The sequence below is a fragment of the Cellulosimicrobium sp. TH-20 genome (assembly GCF_002105775.1).
Classification (GTDB): Bacteria; Actinomycetota; Actinomycetes; order Actinomycetales; family Cellulomonadaceae; genus Cellulosimicrobium; species Cellulosimicrobium funkei.
In genome coordinates, this window is sequence record NZ_CP020857.1 from 2,082,313 (window position 1) to 2,100,820 (window position 18,508).

An 18,508-nucleotide genomic window follows, 5' to 3' on the forward strand; every position below is an offset into this window, starting at 1 on the left:
CGTGGTGACACCTGCGCACCGGCCGTCACGGCCGGGCGTCGACCACCCGCGGTCCGCCCTCTGAGAGACGGACGCAAACGAGGGGGAAGGGTCCTTCGTGACAGACACCATCGACACCGCCACGAGCAGCGCGACCGCTGCCGGCGGTACCGCCCGGAACGGCGCGCTCTCCACGCTGCGCCTCCCGGAGCTGCAGGCGCTCGCGTCGCAGCTCGGGGTCAAGGGCACGTCCAAGATGCGGAAGGGCGATCTCGTGGACGTCATCCGCGCCCGCACGGGCGAGCAGGGTGCCTCCGAGCGCCCCGCCGCGTCCCGGCGCGACACGGACGCGGCGACCGCCGCGTCGCGTGAGACGAACGAGGCGCCCGTCGCCTCGGGGCGCGGCCGCAGCCGCCGCGCCGAGCGGCCCGCGGCGAGCCCCGCGGCCGGCACCGACTCCCCGGCGACGCGTCAGGACGCGCCGTCGGCCGCGAGCCGCGAGGAGCGCACCGCCGCTCCCGTGCTCGACCTCCCGGTGCGCGCCGACGAGCAGCGCACGGAGCAGCGCGGCGAGCGCCGCGACGGCCGCCGCGACGCGCGGTCGGAGGCCGCGGCCGCGGTCGCCGAGGCCCTCGGCGAGGGCGTGCGCACGCGCGACACCGCGAACGAGTCGCCCGACGAGCGTGCGGCGCGCGCCGCGGCCGCCGTCGGCCTGGTCACGGGCGAGCGCGGCTCGCGCCGTGCGGGCCGCGGTGCCGGTGCCCCGCGCACGGGCGAGGGCGACGGCGACGCACCGCGCGCCGACCGCCAGCGTGACGGGCAGGGCGGCGAGCGCCAGCGCGAGCAGCAGCCGGAGAAGCAGTCCGGCCAGCAGTCCGGCCAGCAGGGCCGGGGCGAGCGTCAGGGCGACCGTCGTGACGACCGCCAGCTCCTGGACGACGAGCGCGGCGGGCGCCGCCGTCGGGGCCGCGACCGCGGTCGCGACCGCGACCGCAAGCGCGGCCGCAACCGCCAGGGACCGGACCTCTCGGGCCTCGACGACATCGAGGTCAACGAGGACGACGTCCTGCTCCCCGTCGCGGGCATCCTCGACATCCTCGACAACTACGCGTTCGTCCGCACCAGCGGCTACCTGCCGGGCAACAACGACGTCTACGTGTCGCTCGGCCAGGTGAAGAAGGCCGGGCTGCGCCGCGGCGACGCCGTGACGGGCGCCGTGCGCCAGCCGCGCGAGGGCGAGAACCAGGGCAACACCGCGCGCCAGAAGTTCAACGCGCTCGTCCGCCTCGACACGGTCAACGGCATGTCGCCCGAGGAGGCGCGCGAGCGTCCGGAGTTCAACCGGCTCACGCCGCTGTACCCGCAGGAGCGCCTGCGCCTCGAGAACTCCGAGGCCACGCGCCTCACGCCGCGCGTCATCGACATCGTCGCGCCGATCGGCAAGGGCCAGCGCGGTCTCATCGTCGCGCCGCCCAAGGCCGGCAAGACGATCATCATGCAGCAGATCGCCAACGCGATCGCCGCGAACAACCCCGAGGTCCACCTCATGGTGGTGCTCGTGGACGAGCGGCCCGAAGAGGTCACCGACATGGAGCGGACGGTCCGCGGCGAGGTCATCGCCTCGACGTTCGACCGCCCCGCGTCGGACCACACGATCGTCGCCGAGCTCGCGATCGAGCGCGCGAAGCGCCTGGTCGAGCTCGGTCAGGACGTCGTGGTGCTCCTCGACTCGCTCACCCGCCTGTCGCGCGCGTACAACCTCGCGGCGCCGGCCTCGGGCCGCATCCTGTCCGGTGGTGTGGACGCGTCCGCGCTCTACCCGCCGAAGCGGTTCTTCGGCGCGGCGCGCAACATCGAGAACGGCGGCTCCCTGACGATCCTCGCCTCGGCGCTCGTGGAGACGGGCTCGAAGATGGACGAGGTCATCTTCGAGGAGTTCAAGGGCACGGGGAACATGGAGCTCCGCCTGTCCCGCAACCTCGCGGACAAGCGCATCTTCCCGGCCGTGGACGTCAACGCGTCCGGCACGCGCCGCGAGGAGATCCTCATGTCGCAGGACGAGCTGAAGATCATCTACAAGCTCCGCCGCGTCATGGGCGCCCTCGACCAGCAGCAGGCGATCGAGCTGCTGCTCGGCCAGCTCAAGAAGACGCAGACGAACGTCGAGTTCCTGCTGCACGTCCAGAAGACGACGCCCGGCGGGCTGGCCGACGACGACAACGTCGGCCGCACGATCTGACGCGTCGCCCGGTCACCGACGGCGGGTGGCCCCGGGAAGTTCTCGGGGCCCCCGCGCGTTCTGGCACAATGGTTCGTCGGCCTGCGCTCGTCAGGCCGCCTGTCGCCGGTTCACAGGTGCGGTAGCCGCACCTGACCCGGAGACGTCACCCCAAGGAGAAAACCGTGAAGTCTGGTATCCACCCCGAGTACGTCGTCACCGAGGTGACGTGCACCTGCGGGAACACGTTCGTGACGCGCAGCACCGAGGCGTCGGGCAAGATCAGCTCCGACGTGTGCAGCGCCTGCCACCCGTTCTACACGGGCAAGCAGAAGATCCTCGACACCGGTGGCCGCGTGGCCCGCTTCCAGGCGCGCTACGGCAAGAAGGACGCCGACAAGTAGCAGCACCGCAGCGCCGGTGGTCCGAGCCCGACAACCTCTCCAGGGGCAGTCGGTGCGCTCGGACCACCGGCGCTGTCGCGTTGTCGGGGGCCGGTCGGAGCGCCGGACCCGGTGACGCGCCCGCGTGCGACCGCACGCCCGGCGCCCGCGCGCCGCGCCGCGACCGCCGTCCCGCACCGCCGTACCGCCCGAGGAGCCGTCCGTGACCGAGTCGTTCGCCGCCGTCGTGCCGTTGCTGGCCGAGCACGCCGAGATCGAGGCGCAGCTCGCCGACCCGGCCGTCCACGCCGACGCGGGCCGCGCCCGCACGCTCGGGCGCCGCTACGCCGAGCTGAACCAGGTCGTGGGCGCGTACCGCGCGTGGCGCGAGGCGAGCGACGACGCCGAGGCCGCGGCCGAGCTCGCCGCGCTGGGCGGCGACGACGGCGACGCGTTCGCCGCGGAGCTCCCGGGCCTGCGCGCCACCGAGGAGGAGGCGCGCGAGCGCCTGCGCCGCGTGCTCGTCCCGCGCGACCCCGACGACGGCCGCGACGTCATCCTCGAGATCAAGGCGGGCGAGGGCGGCGAGGAGTCGGCACTGTTCGCGGGCGACCTGCTGCGCATGTACCTGCGGTACGCCGAGCGCCGCGGCTGGAAGACGGAGGTCCTGGAGTCGACCGACTCCGACCTCGGCGGCTACAAGGACGTCCAGGTCGCGGTGAAGGCGCGCAGCACGCCGTCCGACCCGGCCGAGGGCGTCTGGGCCAACCTCAAGTACGAGGGCGGCGTGCACCGGGTCCAGCGCGTGCCCGTGACGGAGTCGCAGGGCCGCATCCACACGTCTGCCGCCGGCGTGCTCGTGTTCCCCGAGGTCGAGGACGCGGGCGAGGTCGAGATCGACCCGAACGACCTGCGCATCGACGTCTACCGCTCGTCGGGCCCGGGCGGGCAGTCGGTCAACACGACCGACTCCGCGGTGCGGATCACGCACCTGCCGACGGGGATCGTCGTGTCGATGCAGAACGAGAAGTCGCAGCTCCAGAACCGGGAGCAGGCGATGCGCGTGCTGCGCGCGCGCCTGCTCGCCGCGCAGCAGGAGGCGGCCGCCGCGGAGGCGGCGGACCTGCGGCGCTCCCAGGTGCGGACGGTCGACCGCTCCGAGCGCATCCGCACCTACAACTTCCCGGAGAACCGCATCGCGGACCACCGCACCGGGTACAAGGCGTACAACCTCGACCAGGTGCTCGACGGCGACCTCGACCCCGTCGTGCGCTCGGCCGTGGAGGCGGACGAGGCGGCCCGGCTCGCCGCCGCGGGCGAGGCCTGAGATGGGCGACGCGCGCACCGAGCGGTCCGTGCCCGCCGCGCTCACCGCGGACGACCTGCGGCGCGCGGTGCGGGCCGCCGAGGGGCTCCTCGTGGAGGCCGGCGTCCCGTCGGCGCGCCACGACGCGGAGGCCCTCGCGGCCTGGAGCCTCGGCCTGCCGCGCCTCGAGTGGTACCGGCTCCCCGCGGGCGACGCCCCGCTCGCCCCCGCGCTCCCGACGGGCGCGACCGACCGCTTCCTCGCCGACTACGCGGACGCGGTGGAGCGCCGACGGGGGCGCGAGCCGCTCCAGCGCATCGTCGGGCACACGGTCTTCCGGCACGTCACGGTCGAGGTGCTCGACGACGTGTTCGTGCCCCGTCCGGAGACGGAGACGGTCGCGCAGGTCGCGATCGACGAGGCGGCACGGCTCCGCGGCGACCCGGAGCGCACGGACCGGCCGCCGCTCGTCGTGGACCTGTGCTGCGGGTCGGGCGTCATCGGGATCAGCGTCGACGTCGAGGTGCCGGGCTCGCGGGTCGTCGCGGTCGACCTCTCGCCCGACGCTGTGCGGGCCACGACGGCGAACGCCGGGCGCGTGGGGTCGGGCACCCAGCGCACGCTCGTCGGTGACGTGGGCGACCCGGCGCTGCTCGCCGAGCTCGACGGGACGGTCGACGTCGTCGTGTCGAACCCGCCGTACATCCCGCCGGACGCGGTGCCGGTCGACCCGGAGGTCCGCGACCACGACCCCGACCTGGCGCTCTACGGGCGCGGCGCCGACGGCCTGGAGGTGCCGCGCGCCGTCGTGCGCGCCGCCGCGCGCCTGCTGCGGCCCGGCGGCCTGTTCGTCATGGAGCACGCGGAGGTGCAGGCGGCCGACGTGCGGGCCGCCGCCCGCGCCGCAGGCGCGTTCGTCGAGGTGCGCACCCTGACGGACCTCACGGGCCGCGACCGCATGGTCGTGGCGCGCCGAGCCGGTGCCGTCGGTGCCGCCGATGACCCAGGGTCCCCGCACGGGCGTGGAAGGATGGACCCGTGAGCTCCGTCCACCCCGTGACCGACCCGAACACCTGGGGCGCCGGCATCGACGAGGCGGTCAACGCGATCTCCCGCGGTGGCCTCGTCGTGCTGCCCACCGACACCGTCTACGGCATCGGCGCCGACGCCTTCGACGCCGAGGCGGTGTCCGCGCTGCTCGCCGCGAAGGGCCGCGGCCGGCACATGCCGCCGCCGGTCCTCGTCCCGGACGCGCGCACGCTCGACGGCCTCGCCACCGACGTGCCCGACGACGCCCGCCGCCTCGTCGAGGCGTTCTGGCCCGGCGGGTTCACGATCATCCTGCGGGCCCAGCCGTCGCTCGCGTGGGACCTCGGCGAGACGCACGGCACGGTCGCGCTGCGCATGCCCGACCACCCGGCCGCGCTCGCGCTCCTGCGCCGCACCGGGCCCCTCGCCGTGTCGTCCGCGAACGCGACGGGCCGCCCCGCCGCGCTGCACGTCGACGACGCGCGCGAGCAGCTCGGCAGCGCCGTCGGCGTCTACCTCGACGGCGGGACGGCGCCCGGGGGAGTGGCGTCCACGATCGTCGACGCGACGTCCGGCGCGCTGCGCGTCGTGCGGCAGGGCGCCGTGACGCTCGAGCAGCTGCGCGAGGTCGCGCCCGTCCTCGGCCCCGACGACGAGCCGGCCGCGGACGCCGCCCCGGAGCCGCCGGAGACGGTGCCCGCCGAGGCTGCCGTCTCCGACGCGCCCGCCGAGACCCGAGGCTCCGGCGACGCCGGGGAGCCGGAGGCGAACGGCGGGTGAGGGTCTACCTGCTCGTGATGCTCGTCGCCGCCGCGGTGACGTTCCTCGCGACACCCTTCGCGCGCTGGGTCGCGCTGCGCACGGGCGCCATCACGGCGGTGCGCGACCGCGACGTCCACACGATCCCGACCCCCCGGCTCGGCGGTCTCGCGATGTTGTTGGGGCTGGTGGTGGCGGTCGTCTTCGCGTCGCAGATGCCCTTCCTCGAGAGCGTCTTCGTCGGCGAGGTCGCGGGGCAGATGGTCGCCGACGCCCGGATCTGGGGGATCGTCGGCGCCGCGGCGATCGTCTGCCTGCTCGGCATCGCCGACGACATCTGGGACCTCGACTGGATGACCAAGCTCGCGGGCCAGGTGCTCGCGGCCGGGCTCATGGCGAGCCAGGGCGTCGTGCTGTTCACGCTGCCCATCCCCATCGGGGAGCAGCAGCTCATCTGGTCCTCGCGCCTCCAGCTCGTCGCCACGATCCTCGTGGTCGTGGTGGCCATGAACGCCGTGAACTTCGTGGACGGCCTCGACGGCCTCGCGGCCGGCCTCGTCGCGATCGGGGGCGCCGCGTTCTTCCTCTACTCGTACGTGCTCACGCAGAAGGCGAGCGCCGACGACTACTCGAGCCTCGCGACCCTCGTCATCGCGGCCCTCGTCGGCATCTGCGTCGGGTTCCTGCCGCACAACTTCCATCCCGCCCGGATCTTCATGGGGGACTCGGGCTCGATGGTCCTCGGCCTCGTGTTCTCCGCCGCGGCGATCGTCGTGACGGGCCGGGTCGACACGACCACGCTCTCCGGGGCGCAGCAGATCCCGGCGTTCATCCCGCTCCTCCTGCCGCTCGCGGTGATCCTCCTGCCGCTGCTCGACATGGCCATGGCGGTCGTGCGCCGCGTCGCGCGCGGCAAGTCCCCGTTCCACCCGGACCGCATGCACCTGCACCACCGGATGCTCGCGATCGGGCACTCGCACCGGCGCGCCGTGCTCATCCTCTACGTGTGGACGGCCGTGTTCGCGTTCGCCGCCGTCGCGCTGGTCCAGTGGCACTGGCACGGCGTCGCCGCAGGGCTCGCCGGGGCCGTCGTGGCCGCGGCGCTCCTCACGCTCGGACCGCTGCGCACGCGCGGGCGGTTCCTCGACGACGACGCCGCCGCGGCGGTCGACGTCCCGCCGGCCCTCGCGCCCCCCACCTCCTCCGCGCCCGGGTCCAGCGACCCGGCCGCGTCGTCCGCCGTCCCCACCCCGCCGAAGGAAGCCCTGAGATGACGACGAGCCAGCCCGAGCCCGCCCGCCCGGACGACCGACCGGACGCCAGGCCGGAGGGCAGGCCGGACGGCACGGTGGACGGCAGGTCGGGCAGCACGGCGACCGAGGGCCCCGTCGAGCAGACGATCGGCGCGCACGGCCGCGCCGTGCGTGCGGTGTTCCGCACCGCCCTGCGCGACGTGCTGGTGCTGCTCGGCGCGCTGACCGTGCTCGGCGTCGCCGTCGGTGCGCTCGTCGCGGGGCTGCCGGGCGTCTGGGGCGCGCTCCTGGGCGTGGGCGTCGCCCTGATCTTCTCCGCGACCACGGTCTGGACGATGCTGCGCACCGTCGACTCCAGCCCGACGACGACGGCCGCGATCGTCATGGCGAGCTGGCTCGGCAAGATGATGGTGCTGATCGCCGTCCTCGTCGTGCTGCGCGGCATGGACTTCTACGACCGGTGGGTGTTCGCCGGGGTGCTGCTCGTCGGCGTGATCGGCTCCGCCGCGCTCGACTACCGGGCCGTGAGCAGGGGACGGATCCCGTACGTCGACCCCGCGGCGCGCTGACGTACCACCGGCGCGCCGCCGACGTACCACGGGGCCGCCGCGCGGGGGGAGGGACCCTCGTCCCGCAGCATGAGCAAAATGTCACAAGCGGCCGGGAACGGCGAGAGCACGCGGATCCATACGTTAGGCTACTGGCGAATCCATGACGGCCAGGTCCGACGGCGTGCCCACCCACGGGTGACGGCTGCCCGGACCACACGACCATTGGGAGTCCACCCTGTCCACGCTTGCGACCCCCGTGCTCCTCGCTGCATCCGAGAGCGAAGGTGGCTTCCACGCGCCGTCCATCGCCGACTTCTTCCCGCCGGCGATCCTCTTCGAGGGCACCATCTTCCAGATCGACCGGATCTGGATCGTCCGGATCGTGGCCACGATCGTCCTCCTCGCGATCTTCGTCGTCGCCGCGCGTCGGGCGCGCCTGGTCCCCGGGCGCTTCCAGAACGCGATCGAGATGATGCTGGACTTCGTCCGGGTCCAGATCGTCGAGGAGATCATGGGCAAGGAGCACGCCAAGCGCTTCGTCCCCATGATCACGACGATCTTCTTCGCGGTCCTCGCCTTCAACCTCACGGGCATCATCCCCGGCCTCAACATGGCCGGTACCGCCCGCATGGGCCTGCCCTTCCTGCTCGCGCTGTGGGTGCTCGTCACCTACTGGGCCGTGGGCATCAAGGCGCACGGCCTCGGCGGCTACCTCAAGAACAGCCTCTTCCCCCCGGGGATCCCGGCGCCGATCTACCTGATCGTCACCCCGATCGAGCTGCTCCAGATCCTCATCATCCGGCCGGCCTCGCTCGCGATCCGTCTCGTCGCCAACATGGTCGCCGGCCACATCATGCTGGTCCTGTGCTTCGCCGCGACGCAGTACTTCGTCTTCGAGGCGGTCCCCGCGATGAAGGCCTTCGGCGTCCTGACGCTCGCCGGCGGGCTGATCTTCACGCTCTTCGAGCTCCTCGTCGCGGCCCTGCAGGCCTACATCTTCGCGCTCCTTGCGTCGGTGTACCTGAACATCGCGCTCGAAGAGGAGCACTGACCCGAGGCCGCACCGCGCGCCCCGACCGACCCTCTCCCACCACGCACCACTCAATGTGACGCCCGGCCGACCGGTCGGGCGCCCAACGGAAGGAACGAGCACACGTGGACGTCACCACCCTCGCCGAGGTCTCCGGCAGCATCAACACGATCGGTTACGGCATCGCCGCGATCGGCCCGGGCATCGGCCTCGGCATCCTCATCGGCAAGACCGTCGAGGGCATGGCCCGCCAGCCTGAGGTCGCCGGCCAGCTCCGCGCCACCATGTTCCTCGGTGTCGCGTTCGTCGAGCTGCTCGCGCTGCTCGGGCTCGTCGCCGGCTTCCTCTTCCAGTGATGACGGCGCTGGCTGACGCCGCGCTGACCCTCGCGGCGGAGACCGGCGAGGAGCCGGCAGGCATCGACCTGTTCCTCCCCGCCGGCTACGACATCCTGTGGTCGGCCGTCGTCCTCGTCATCATCGCGGTCGTCTTCTACAAGGCGGTCCTGCCGAAGTTCCAGGCGGTCCTGGACGAGCGCACCGCGAAGATCGAGGGCGGTCTGGCCAAGGCGGAGTCCGCCCAGGCCGAGGCCGCGGCGGCGCTGGCGGAGTACCACCAGCAGCTCCAGGAGGCACGCACCGAGGCGGCGAAGATCCGTGAGGAGGCGCGCGCCGAGGGCTCGGCGATCGTCTCCGACCTGCGGGCCAAGGCGTCCGACGACGCCGCGCGCATCGTCGAGACGGCGCACCGCCAGATCGAGGCCGAGCGCCAGCAGGCCGCGGTCTCGCTGCGCAACGACGTCGGTCTGCTCGCGACGGAGCTCGCCTCCAAGATCGTGGGCGAGTCGCTCGCCGACTCGGCACGCCAGAGCCGCGTCGTCGACCGCTTCCTCGACGAGCTCGAGGCCGCGGGTCCCGCGGCGGCGAGCGCGGCGGGCACCGGTCCCGGCACCGAGGAGCGCTGATGCGCGGAACGAGCGGCGAGTCCCTGACGCAGGCGCGGGACCGGTTCGAGCCGGTCCTGCGCTCGGCGGGCGAGAGCGCGCTCGCGCTCGGCGAGCAGCTCTTCGCGGTCACGGCGGCGCTCGACGAGTCGGCGCCGCTGCGGCGCTCGCTCGCGGACCCGTCCCGCTCCGGTGCGGACAAGGCGGCGCTGGTCACGGCCGTCCTCGCGTCGGGCTTCGACGAGCGCGTCGTCGACCTCATGGCCGGCCTCGTCCGGTCGCGGTGGTCGCGCGAGAGCGACCTCGCGGACGCGACCGAGCGCCTCGGTCTGGAGGCGGTCCTCGCGTCCGCCCAGTCCCGTGGTGCGCTCGAGCAGGTCGAGGACGAGCTCTTCCGGACGTCGCGCGCGCTCGTCGGGCAGCGCGAGGCACGGCAGATCCTCTCCGACGACACGATCGACCCCGAGCGTCGCGCCGCCTTCGTGCACGCGCTGCTCGGCGGGAAGGCCGACCGTGCGACCGAGGTGCTCGCGGTCCACGCGACGCGCGCGCTGCGCGGGCGCCGGTTCGTCCCGACGCTGGGTTGGATCGGTGAGGTCGCGGCCGAGCGTCGGCAGCGGCTCGTCGCCTCCGTGACGTCGGCGACGGTGCTCACGCAGGCACAGCTCGACCGCCTCTCGGCGCTGCTCGAGCGGGCCTACGGGCGTGCCGTGCAGCTCAACGTCACAGTCGACCCCGCCGTCCTCGGCGGGATGCGCGTCCAGGTCGGTGCCGACGTCGTGGACTCCACGGTGCTGGCCCGGCTGGCCGACGCGCGCCGACGTCTCGTGAGCTGACCGGCCCACCCTTCCGACCGACGACCGTCCTGCCGGCCACCGGCCGCACAACCGACAAACGTTCGACCGCACCCGAACCACGAGGTGCGGCCACGACAGGAGAAGAGCAATGGCTGAGCTGACGATCCGGCCGGAGGAGATCCGGGCCGCTCTGGACAGCTTCGTGAAGTCCTACGAGCCCGAGGGCGCCGTGTCCGAGGAGGTGGGCCGGGTCACCCTGGCCGCCGACGGCATCGCCCAGGTCGAGGGTCTCCCGGGCGCGATGGCCAACGAGCTGCTGCGCTTCGAGGACGGGACCCTCGGTCTCGCCCTCAACCTCGACGTCCGCGAGATCGGTGTCGTCGTGCTCGGCGAGTTCACCGGCATCGAGGAGGGGCAGGAGGTCCGTCGCACGGGCGAGGTCCTCTCCGTCCCGGTCGGTGACGGCTACCTCGGTCGCGTCGTCGACCCGCTGGGCAACCCGATCGACGGCCTCGGCGAGGTCGCGACGGAGGGCCGCCGCGCCCTCGAGCTCCAGGCGCCCGGCGTCATGGCGCGCAAGTCGGTCCACGAGCCCCTCCAGACGGGCCTCAAGGCGATCGACTCGATGATCCCGATCGGCCGCGGTCAGCGTCAGCTGATCATCGGCGACCGCCAGACGGGCAAGACGGCGATCGCGATCGACACGATCATCAACCAGAAGGCGAACTGGGAGTCGGGCGACCCGACCAAGCAGGTCCGCTGCATCTACGTCGCCATCGGCCAGAAGGGCTCGACGATCGCGTCGGTCCGCGGCGCGCTCGAGGAGGCCGGCGCGCTCGAGTACACGACGATCGTCGCGGCCCCGGCGTCCGACCCGGCGGGCTTCAAGTACCTCGCTCCCTACACCGGCTCGGCCATCGGCCAGCACTGGATGTACGGCGGCAAGCACGTCCTCATCGTGTTCGACGACCTGTCGAAGCAGGCCGAGGCGTACCGCGCCGTGTCGCTGCTGCTGCGCCGCCCGCCGGGCCGCGAGGCGTACCCCGGTGACGTCTTCTACCTGCACTCCCGCCTCCTCGAGCGTTGCGCGAAGCTCTCGGACGAGCTGGGCGCGGGCTCGATGACGGGTCTGCCGGTCATCGAGACGAAGGCGAACGACGTCTCGGCGTACATCCCCACGAACGTCATCTCCATCACGGACGGGCAGATCTTCCTCCAGTCCGACCTCTTCAACGCGGACCAGCGTCCGGCCGTCGACGTCGGCATCTCGGTGTCGCGCGTCGGTGGTGACGCCCAGGTCAAGGCGATGAAGAAGGTCTCGGGCACGCTGAAGCTCGAGCTCGCGCAGTACCGCTCGCTCGAGGCGTTCGCGATGTTCGCGTCCGACCTCGACGCGGCGTCGCGCGGCCAGCTCCAGCGTGGTGCGGTCCTCATGGAGCTGCTCAAGCAGGGCCAGTACTCGCCGTTCCCGGTCGAGGAGCAGGTCGCGTCGATCTGGGCCGGCACCAAGGGCAAGCTCGACGACGTCCCCGTCGAGGACGTGCGCCGCTTCGAGTCCGAGATGCTCGACCACCTGCGCCGCAACACGGACGTCTTCTCGACGATCGTCGAGACGGGCAAGCTCGAGGACGCGACCGAGGCGCAGCTCTCGGAGGCGGTCGACGCCTTCCGTGCGGGCTTCCTCAAGGGTGACGGCACGCCGCTCGTCGGCGGCGACACCGAGGACGAGACCGAGACGGAGATCGAGCAGGAGCAGATCGTCCGGCAGAAGAGGGCCTGAGCATGGCCGGATCCCAGCGCGTCTACAAGCAGCGGATCAAGTCGACGCAGTCGCTCAAGAAGATGTTCCGCGCGCAGGAGCTCATCGCCGCGTCGCGCATCGGCAAGGCCCGCGACCGCACCGCGGCCGCGGCGCCGTACGCCCGGGCGATCACCCGGGCGGTGTCGGCCGTCGCGACGCACACGACGACGCAGCACCCGCTGACGAGCGAGCGCACGGACACCAACCGTGTCGCGGTGCTCGTCGTCGCGTCCGACCGCGGCATGGCCGGCGCCTACTCGGCGTCGATCATCCGCGAGACGGAGCGCCTCGTGGAGCGGCTCACCGCCGAGGGCAAGGAGGTCGCGCTCTACGCGGCTGGCCGTCGGGCGATCCAGTACTACACGTTCCGCGGGCGCGAGCTCGCGGGCACGTGGTCGTACGGGTCGGACGCCCCCAACGCGGAGGTAGCGGGCGAGATCGCCGAGACCCTGCTCGGTGCGTTCCTCGCGCCGGCCGCCGAGGGTGGCGTGAGCGAGCTGCACATCGTCTACACGCAGTTCGTCAACATGGTCACGCAGCGCCCCCGCGTCGTGCGGATGCTCCCGCTCGAGGTCGTCGAGGGCGTCGCCCCCGCCGGCAAGCACGACGTGCTCCCGCTGTACGACTTCGAGCCCTCGCCGGAGGCGGTGCTCGACGCGCTGCTCCCGCGCTACGTGCGCAGCCGGATCTTCAGCTGCCTCCTCGAGGCGGCGGCGTCCGAGCTCGCGGCGCGGCAGCGGGCGATGCACACCGCGACGGACAACGCGGAGGACCTCATCCGCAACTACACGCGGCTCGCGAACCAGGCGCGCCAGGCGGACATCACCCAGGAGATCAGCGAGATCGTCTCGGGTGCCGACGCCCTGGCGGCGTCATGACGGGCCGCGAGGCCCGCGCGGCCAGCACCATCACCGACATCCTGACCGAACCCGCCGGGGACCACTCCGGCACTGCGAAGCGAGGCCAGCAATGACCGCCACCACCGTGGAAGCACAGGTCGAGCACTCCAGCGGTCCCGGCGTGGGCCGAGTCGCTCGTGTGATCGGCCCCGTCGTGGACATCGAGTTCCCGGCGGACGCCATCCCCGACATCTACAACGCGCTGACCGTCGACATCGACCTGTCGTCGCAGGGCGAGGGCGAGAAGTCGTTCACGCTCACGCTCGAGGTCGCCCAGCACCTGGGCGACTCGCTCATCCGTGCGATCGCCCTCAAGCCGACGGACGGCCTCGTCCGCGGCGCGCAGGTCACCGACACGGGCGCCCCGATCAGCGTCCCCGTCGGCGACGTCACCAAGGGCAAGGTCTTCAACGTCACGGGCGACGTCCTCAACGCCGAGCCCGGCGAGACGATCGAGATCACCGAGCGCTGGCCGATCCACCGCAAGCCCCCGGCGTTCGACCAGCTCGAGTCGAAGACCACGATGTTCGAGACGGGCATCAAGGTCATCGACCTCCTCACCCCGTACGTGCAGGGTGGGAAGATCGGCCTCTTCGGTGGTGCGGGCGTCGGCAAGACGGTCCTCATCCAGGAGATGATCCAGCGCGTCGCGCAGGACCACGGCGGTGTCTCGGTGTTCGCCGGCGTCGGCGAGCGCACGCGTGAGGGCAACGACCTCATCCACGAGATGGAGGACGCGGGCGTCTTCGACAAGACCGCCCTCGTCTTCGGCCAGATGGACGAGCCCCCGGGCACGCGTCTTCGCGTCGCGCTCTCCGCGCTGACCATGGCGGAGTACTTCCGTGACGTGAAGAAGCAGGACGTCCTCCTGTTCATCGACAACATCTTCCGCTTCACGCAGGCGGGTTCCGAGGTGTCGACGCTGCTCGGGCGCATGCCGTCCGCGGTCGGCTACCAGCCGAACCTCGCCGACGAGATGGGTCTGCTCCAGGAGCGCATCACCTCGACGCGTGGTCACTCGATCACGTCGCTCCAGGCGATCTACGTCCCGGCGGACGACTACACCGACCCGGCGCCGGCGACGACGTTCGCGCACCTCGACGCGACGACCGAGCTCTCCCGTGAGATCGCCTCGCGCGGTCTGTACCCCGCGGTGGACCCGCTCGCCTCGACGAGCCGCATCCTCGACCCGCGCTACGTGGGCCAGGAGCACTACGACGTCGCCACGCGCGTGAAGTCGATCCTGCAGCGCAACAAGGAGCTCCAGGACATCATCGCGATCCTCGGTGTGGACGAGCTCTCGGAGGAGGACAAGACGGTCGTCGCGCGCGCGCGCCGCATCCAGCAGTTCCTCTCCCAGAACACCTACATGGCGGAGAAGTTCACCGGCGTCGTGGGCTCGACGGTCCCGCTGAGCGAGACCATCGAGGCGTTCAAGAAGATCGCCGACGGCGAGTTCGACCACATCTCCGAGCAGGCCTTCTACAACATCGGTGGCCTCGAGGACCTCGAGCGCAACTGGGCCCGCATCCAGAAGGAGTACGGCGCCTGACCCGACGCTCGCACGGGGCCGGGCCGTACGGTCCGGCCCCGTGGGCGTCGCTCCCGACCCGGTCCGCCGCACGCGGACCGGGCGTCGTCCCGGACAGCACACCGGGCATGAACCGCCCATGAAGGAGTTCCCGTGGCACAGCTGAACGTCGACCTCGTGGCGGCGGACCGCAAGATCTGGTCGGGCCGCGCGCAGCGGGTCACGGCCCCCGCGGCGGACGGCGAGATCGGCATCCTCGCGGACCACTCGCCGCTGCTCTCCGTGCTGCAGGAGGGCTCGGTACGCATCGCGGGCGAGGGGGAGTCCCTCGAGGTCCGCGTCTCCGGCGGGTTCCTCTCCGTCGACTCGAACCAGGTCACGATCGTGGCGGACTCCGTCGAGTCCGTACCGGCCCGCTGACCTCCGCCCGACCATGACGCCCCTGGCCTGGATCGCGCTCGGACTGCTCGTCCTCGTCCTTGTCGCGATCGGGCTGGGGGTGTGGCGTCTGCGCGCCCTGTCGCACCGCGTCGGCTCGTTCGAGTGCGGCGCGCGGCGCGCGGGCGCCCCCGGGGCCCCGTGGGTCGCGGGCATCGCGCACTACGGCGTCGGCCGCATCGACTGGTGGCGGCTGTGGTCCGTGTCGCTGCGGCCCGCCCGCACCTGGTCCCGCTACGACCTCGTCATCGCGGGCCGTGAGCCGCTCGCCGGCGAGGCGTCCGACACCTACCTCGTCCGCTGCCGCTACCGCGGCCAGGACTTCGAGCTCACGATGTCGCGGGCCGCCTACGAGGGCCTCGCCTCCTGGCTGGAGGCCGCGCCTCCGGGGCGGCGCGACGTCGTCGTCTGAGGCGTCGCCCCGGGGGCAGACGCCGTGACCGGACCGCCCACCACCGACCCGGAGGACCCGCCTCATGCGCCTCGTCGTCGCCCGCTGCTCCGCCCGCTACACGGGCCGCCTGTCCGCCCACCTGCCGCTCGCGACGCGCGTGCTCATCGTCAAGGCCGACGGGAGCGTGCTGCTGCACTCGGACGGCGGGTCGTACAAGCCGCTGAACTGGATGAGCCCGCCGTGCTCGCTCGCGGTGCGCGCGCCCTCCGACGAGGCGCGCGAGCGCGGCGTCACGGAGGTCTGGGCCGTGCAGCACGCGAAGAGCGACGACCGGCTGGAGATCGAGCTGCACGAGGTGCAGCACGACAGCTCGCACGAGCTCGGCGTCGACCCGGGGCTCGTCAAGGACGGCGTCGAGGCGCACCTCCAGGAGATGCTGGCCGCGCAGATCGAGCTGCTCGGCTCGGGCCACACCCTCGTGCGCCGCGAGTACCCGACGGCGATCGGTCCCGTCGACATCCTCGCCAAGGACCCGCTCGGCGCGACGGTCGCGGTCGAGATCAAGCGCCGGGGCGACATCGACGGCGTCGAGCAGCTCACGCGCTACCTCGAGCTGCTCAACCGCGACCCGCTGCTCGCGCCCGTGCGCGGCGTGTTCGCCGCGCAGGAGATCAAGCCGCAGGCGCGCGTGCTCGCGACCGACCGCGGCATCGGCTGCCTCGTGCTCGACTACGACGCGATGCGCGGCGTCGACGACGTCGACTCGCGCCTCTTCTGACGCCCGACCCAGCGCCGAGCAGGCGGTCGTGGTCCGTCCCGACCCCCGGACGAGCCACCACCGCCTGCTCGTCCGGCCGGGACCGCCTGCTCGGCGGCTGACAGCAGCAGCTGGCCTCTCAGCGCGCGCCGTCATCGCACCGCGCCCCCGATCACCGCACCGCACGAGACGGGTTCGTGCCGTGGTAGTTTTTGAACATGTTCAAAAAAGGCCCTGACGAATGAGCGCGACGCCGAAGTCCGAGCGGACCCGCGCGCACCTGCGCGACGTCGCGATCCGGATGCTGCGCGACGTCGGCTACGAGCGCACGACGATGCGCGCCGTCGCGGCGGAGGCGGGCGTGAGCACGGGAAACGCGTACTACCACTTCCCGTCCAAGGACGCGCTCGTCCAGGAGCTCTACCTCGACGTGCAGCGCGAGCACGCCGCGCTCGCCGCCCCAGTCCTCGCGGCGGGCGGGTCGCTCGCCGACCGGCTGCGCGGCGTGTGGGGCGCGGCGATCGACGCGTTCGCCCCCTTCCACGCGTTCGGCGCGGAGTTCGTCTCGGTCGCGATCCGTCCGGGCTCCGACGCGAGCCCGTTCTCGGCCGCGTCGACCGACGCGCGCGACCTCTCGCGCGACCTCTTCGAGGAGGTCGTGGCGGGGACGTCGTCGCGTGTCCCGGCGCACCTCCGGGCGCGCCTGCCGGAGCTGCTCTGGCTGGCGCAGCTCGGCATCACGCTCTTCTGGGTCTACGACTCCTCGCCGGGGTTCGCGCGCACGCGCCGCCTCGTCGACGGCGGTGCGGCGCTCGTCGGCAGCCTCGTCCGGCTGGCACGCCTCCCGGTCGCCCGCGGGGTGGTCGACGACGCCCTGCGCCTCGTCCAGGACGTCTCGGCGCCGGCCCCGACCCGGGGGGTGTCGTCGTGAGCCCGACGGGGGAGGCGGTCGTCGGGCTGCTCGTGGCGCTCGGCGCGGTGGTCGTGCTCCCGCTCGGCCTCCGGCTCCTCGGGCCGCAGGTCGTCCCGGCGCCGCGCAGCGCCGCGTGGCCGCTCGCCGGCGCCGCCGCCGTCGTGAGCCTCCTGCTGCCGCACAGCCGGCTGGCCGTCGTGCTGACACTGCCCTTCGTCCTCGCGGCCGCCGTCCTGCTCGGGGCGGGCGTCCGCCTCGCCGTGCGCACGCTGCGCGACGTGACGCCTCCCGCCCGCCCGGGGCGCGCGCACGCCGTCGGGCCCGGTGCCGACCTGGGCGACGTGCCGCCGCGCGTCGACCTCGCGAGCCGGACCGCGACCGTGACCGCGCTCGTGCTGCCCGCGGTCGGGGCGAGCGCGCTCGTCGCCGAGCGCGCGGAGTGGGGTCTGCTCGGGTTCTCGGGCACGTACCTCGCCCTCACGGTGCCGCACATGCTCTACGCGGGCTTCGGGGCGGCCCTCGTCGCCGGCGCGGTCGCGCGGCTCGCCCCGGGCGACCGGCTCGCGACCGCGGGCGCCTGGGGCGTCCCGGCCGGGACGGCGCTCGTCCTCGTCGGGTACTTCGTGGGCGACGTCGCCGAGCTCGTCGGGGCGGTCGTCCTCACGCTCGCGCTGTGGGCGACGGCGGCCGCCGTCGTGCGGTCGCTCGCGCGCCCCGGCGGACGGCCGGCCGCGGCCCGGGCGCTGCTCGGCACGGCGGCCGTCGTCGTGAGCGCGTCGATGGTGCTCGCGCTGTGGTGGGCGGGGGGCGAGGCCCTCGGGTTCGCGCACCCGAGCCTCGACGTCATGGCCGCGACGCACGGGGTCGGGAACGCGCTCGGCTTCGTGCTGTGCGCGCTGCTCGGCGTCCGGCTGCTCGCCCGCGACGGCACGACCCCGTCCCCGGCAGGGGGCCCGGACCCGACGAGCCCCCGCCCGGGGGCCGAGAGGAGCACGGCATGACGTTCACCTACCCCGAGGTCGGGGCGACGCGCACGGACCGCTGGCCCGCGGGGTACCGGCACCTGCACGTGCGGCGCCGCCTCACCGACCGCGCCCGCCCGCCCGAGGACCTCGCCCGGCTGGGCGAGCAGCTCCTCACGTGGCAGGTGCACGCCGCGGCACGCGTGCGGCTCGAGACGGACGCCGCCGAGGCAGCCCCGGGGGTGCGGGTCACGACCCTGCTCGGTGTCGGGCGCCTGCGGCTGTACGAGCCGTGCGAGGTCGTGTGGGTCGAGCGCACCGAGCGACGCGTGGGCTTCGCCTACGGGACGCTCCCGGGCCACGCGTTCGTGGGGGAGGAGCGGTTCGCCGTCGAGCGCGACGACGCCGGTGACCTGTGGTGGCGCATCGACGTCTTCAGCCGCCCCGTGCTGTGGTGGGTGCGGCCGTTCTCGTTCGCCGTGCCGACGTTCCAGCGGCTGTTCGCGCTGCACCTCGGACGGGGTGCGCGACGGCTCCTCGAGGCGGCCGACGGCTGACCCGAGAG

General features: G+C 73.3%; 20 protein-coding genes. All 20 read left to right on the forward strand.

Annotation, left to right across the window (positions count from 1 at the left end; genetic code table 11):
• Positions 1-97: 97 nt before the first annotated feature.
• On the forward strand, positions 98-2,218 hold the full coding sequence (gene rho / locus B8281_RS09210; protein ID WP_085387552.1) for a transcription termination factor Rho: 2,121 nt from the start codon (positions 98-100) through the stop codon (positions 2,216-2,218).
• 164 nt (positions 2,219-2,382) lie between these two features.
• Positions 2,383-2,601 (forward strand): 50S ribosomal protein L31, encoded by a 219-nt coding sequence (gene rpmE / locus B8281_RS09215; RefSeq protein ID WP_021483241.1) that lies wholly within the window; start codon positions 2,383-2,385, stop codon positions 2,599-2,601.
• A gap of 202 nt (positions 2,602-2,803) precedes the next feature.
• The gene (prfA, locus tag B8281_RS09220; RefSeq protein WP_076405989.1) at positions 2,804-3,907 is read left to right on the forward strand and encodes a peptide chain release factor 1; all 1,104 of its coding nucleotides are present in this window, start codon (positions 2,804-2,806) and stop codon (positions 3,905-3,907) included.
• Between the two features lies 1 nt (position 3,908).
• Positions 3,909-4,928: a peptide chain release factor N(5)-glutamine methyltransferase gene (prmC, locus tag B8281_RS09225; RefSeq protein WP_085387553.1), complete on the forward strand. Its 1,020-nt coding sequence runs from the start codon at positions 3,909-3,911 to the stop codon at positions 4,926-4,928.
• Complete coding sequence (locus B8281_RS09230) at positions 4,925-5,695, forward strand: L-threonylcarbamoyladenylate synthase (protein WP_085387554.1); 771 nt, start codon at positions 4,925-4,927, stop codon at positions 5,693-5,695. The genes prmC and B8281_RS09230 overlap by 4 nt, the downstream gene beginning before the upstream one ends.
• Positions 5,692-6,948 carry a glycosyltransferase family 4 protein gene (locus B8281_RS09235; RefSeq protein WP_085387555.1) on the forward strand — a complete coding sequence of 419 codons (1,257 nt, stop codon included), beginning with the start codon at positions 5,692-5,694 and terminating at the stop codon, positions 6,946-6,948. Before B8281_RS09230 ends, B8281_RS09235 begins: the two co-directional genes overlap by 4 nt.
• A complete protein-coding gene (locus B8281_RS09240; protein ID WP_232322745.1) occupies positions 6,945-7,496 on the forward strand; it encodes a hypothetical protein in 552 nt (183 codons plus the stop codon). The genes B8281_RS09235 and B8281_RS09240 overlap by 4 nt, the downstream gene beginning before the upstream one ends.
• 238 nt (positions 7,497-7,734) lie before the next feature.
• The gene (gene atpB, locus B8281_RS09245) at positions 7,735-8,529 is read left to right on the forward strand and encodes a F0F1 ATP synthase subunit A (RefSeq protein WP_021482770.1); all 795 of its coding nucleotides are present in this window, start codon (positions 7,735-7,737) and stop codon (positions 8,527-8,529) included.
• 104 nt (positions 8,530-8,633) lie between these two features.
• Positions 8,634-8,864, forward strand: coding sequence for an ATP synthase F0 subunit C (locus B8281_RS09250; protein WP_021482769.1), 231 nt, complete (start codon positions 8,634-8,636; stop codon positions 8,862-8,864).
• Complete coding sequence (locus B8281_RS09255; RefSeq protein ID WP_034653505.1) at positions 8,864-9,472, forward strand: F0F1 ATP synthase subunit B; 609 nt, start codon at positions 8,864-8,866, stop codon at positions 9,470-9,472. The genes B8281_RS09250 and B8281_RS09255 overlap by 1 nt, the downstream gene beginning before the upstream one ends.
• Positions 9,472-10,287: a F0F1 ATP synthase subunit delta gene (locus B8281_RS09260; RefSeq protein ID WP_043655661.1), complete on the forward strand. Its 816-nt coding sequence runs from the start codon at positions 9,472-9,474 to the stop codon at positions 10,285-10,287. Before B8281_RS09255 ends, B8281_RS09260 begins: the two co-directional genes overlap by 1 nt.
• Positions 10,288-10,396: 109 nt before the next feature.
• Positions 10,397-12,028 carry a F0F1 ATP synthase subunit alpha gene (gene atpA / locus B8281_RS09265; protein ID WP_034653508.1) on the forward strand — a complete coding sequence of 544 codons (1,632 nt, stop codon included), beginning with the start codon at positions 10,397-10,399 and terminating at the stop codon, positions 12,026-12,028.
• A gap of 2 nt (positions 12,029-12,030) precedes the next feature.
• Entirely contained in the window at positions 12,031-12,927 is an 897-nt protein-coding gene (locus tag B8281_RS09270; protein ID WP_043655657.1) for a F0F1 ATP synthase subunit gamma, read from the forward strand.
• 91 nt (positions 12,928-13,018) lie between these two features.
• Entirely contained in the window at positions 13,019-14,500 is a 1,482-nt protein-coding gene (gene atpD, locus B8281_RS09275) for a F0F1 ATP synthase subunit beta (RefSeq protein WP_021480886.1), read from the forward strand.
• A 132-nt stretch (positions 14,501-14,632) separates the two neighbouring features.
• Positions 14,633-14,899, forward strand: a complete 267-nt coding sequence (locus tag B8281_RS09280; RefSeq protein WP_021480887.1) for a F0F1 ATP synthase subunit epsilon — start codon at positions 14,633-14,635, stop codon at positions 14,897-14,899.
• A gap of 13 nt (positions 14,900-14,912) precedes the next feature.
• Positions 14,913-15,329 carry a DUF2550 domain-containing protein gene (locus B8281_RS09285; protein ID WP_034653511.1) on the forward strand — a complete coding sequence of 139 codons (417 nt, stop codon included), beginning with the start codon at positions 14,913-14,915 and terminating at the stop codon, positions 15,327-15,329.
• A gap of 64 nt (positions 15,330-15,393) precedes the next feature.
• Positions 15,394-16,089, forward strand: a complete 696-nt coding sequence (gene nucS / locus B8281_RS09290; RefSeq protein WP_021480889.1) for an endonuclease NucS — start codon at positions 15,394-15,396, stop codon at positions 16,087-16,089.
• Positions 16,090-16,309: 220 nt separating this feature from the next.
• Positions 16,310-16,999 carry a TetR/AcrR family transcriptional regulator gene (locus tag B8281_RS09295; protein WP_085387556.1) on the forward strand — a complete coding sequence of 230 codons (690 nt, stop codon included), beginning with the start codon at positions 16,310-16,312 and terminating at the stop codon, positions 16,997-16,999.
• The gene (locus B8281_RS09300; RefSeq protein WP_085387557.1) at positions 16,996-17,982 is read left to right on the forward strand and encodes a YndJ family transporter; all 987 of its coding nucleotides are present in this window, start codon (positions 16,996-16,998) and stop codon (positions 17,980-17,982) included. Before B8281_RS09295 ends, B8281_RS09300 begins: the two co-directional genes overlap by 4 nt.
• Positions 17,979-18,500 (forward strand): DUF1990 family protein, encoded by a 522-nt coding sequence (locus B8281_RS09305; RefSeq protein ID WP_085387558.1) that lies wholly within the window; start codon positions 17,979-17,981, stop codon positions 18,498-18,500. Before B8281_RS09300 ends, B8281_RS09305 begins: the two co-directional genes overlap by 4 nt.
• The last annotated feature ends 8 nt before the right edge of the window (positions 18,501-18,508 follow it).

Bases quoted from the DNA above. Each gene is read 5' to 3' on its own strand.
- prmC (WP_085387553.1), top strand. From the start codon at position 3,909: ATGGGCGACGCGCGCACCGAGCGGTCCGTGCCCGCCGCGCTCACCGCG.
- B8281_RS09240 (WP_232322745.1), top strand. From the start codon at position 6,945: ATGACGACGAGCCAGCCCGAGCCCGCCCGCCCGGACGACCGACCGGAC.
- B8281_RS09255 (WP_034653505.1), top strand. From the start codon at position 8,864: ATGACGGCGCTGGCTGACGCCGCGCTGACCCTCGCGGCGGAGACCGGC.
- B8281_RS09260 (WP_043655661.1), top strand. From the start codon at position 9,472: ATGCGCGGAACGAGCGGCGAGTCCCTGACGCAGGCGCGGGACCGGTTC.
- atpA (WP_034653508.1), top strand. From the start codon at position 10,397: ATGGCTGAGCTGACGATCCGGCCGGAGGAGATCCGGGCCGCTCTGGAC.
- B8281_RS09270 (WP_043655657.1), top strand. From the start codon at position 12,031: ATGGCCGGATCCCAGCGCGTCTACAAGCAGCGGATCAAGTCGACGCAG.
- atpD (WP_021480886.1), top strand. From the start codon at position 13,019: ATGACCGCCACCACCGTGGAAGCACAGGTCGAGCACTCCAGCGGTCCC.
- B8281_RS09285 (WP_034653511.1), top strand. From the start codon at position 14,913: ATGACGCCCCTGGCCTGGATCGCGCTCGGACTGCTCGTCCTCGTCCTT.
- nucS (WP_021480889.1), top strand. From the start codon at position 15,394: ATGCGCCTCGTCGTCGCCCGCTGCTCCGCCCGCTACACGGGCCGCCTG.
- B8281_RS09295 (WP_085387556.1), top strand. From the start codon at position 16,310: ATGAGCGCGACGCCGAAGTCCGAGCGGACCCGCGCGCACCTGCGCGAC.
- B8281_RS09305 (WP_085387558.1), top strand. From the start codon at position 17,979: ATGACGTTCACCTACCCCGAGGTCGGGGCGACGCGCACGGACCGCTGG.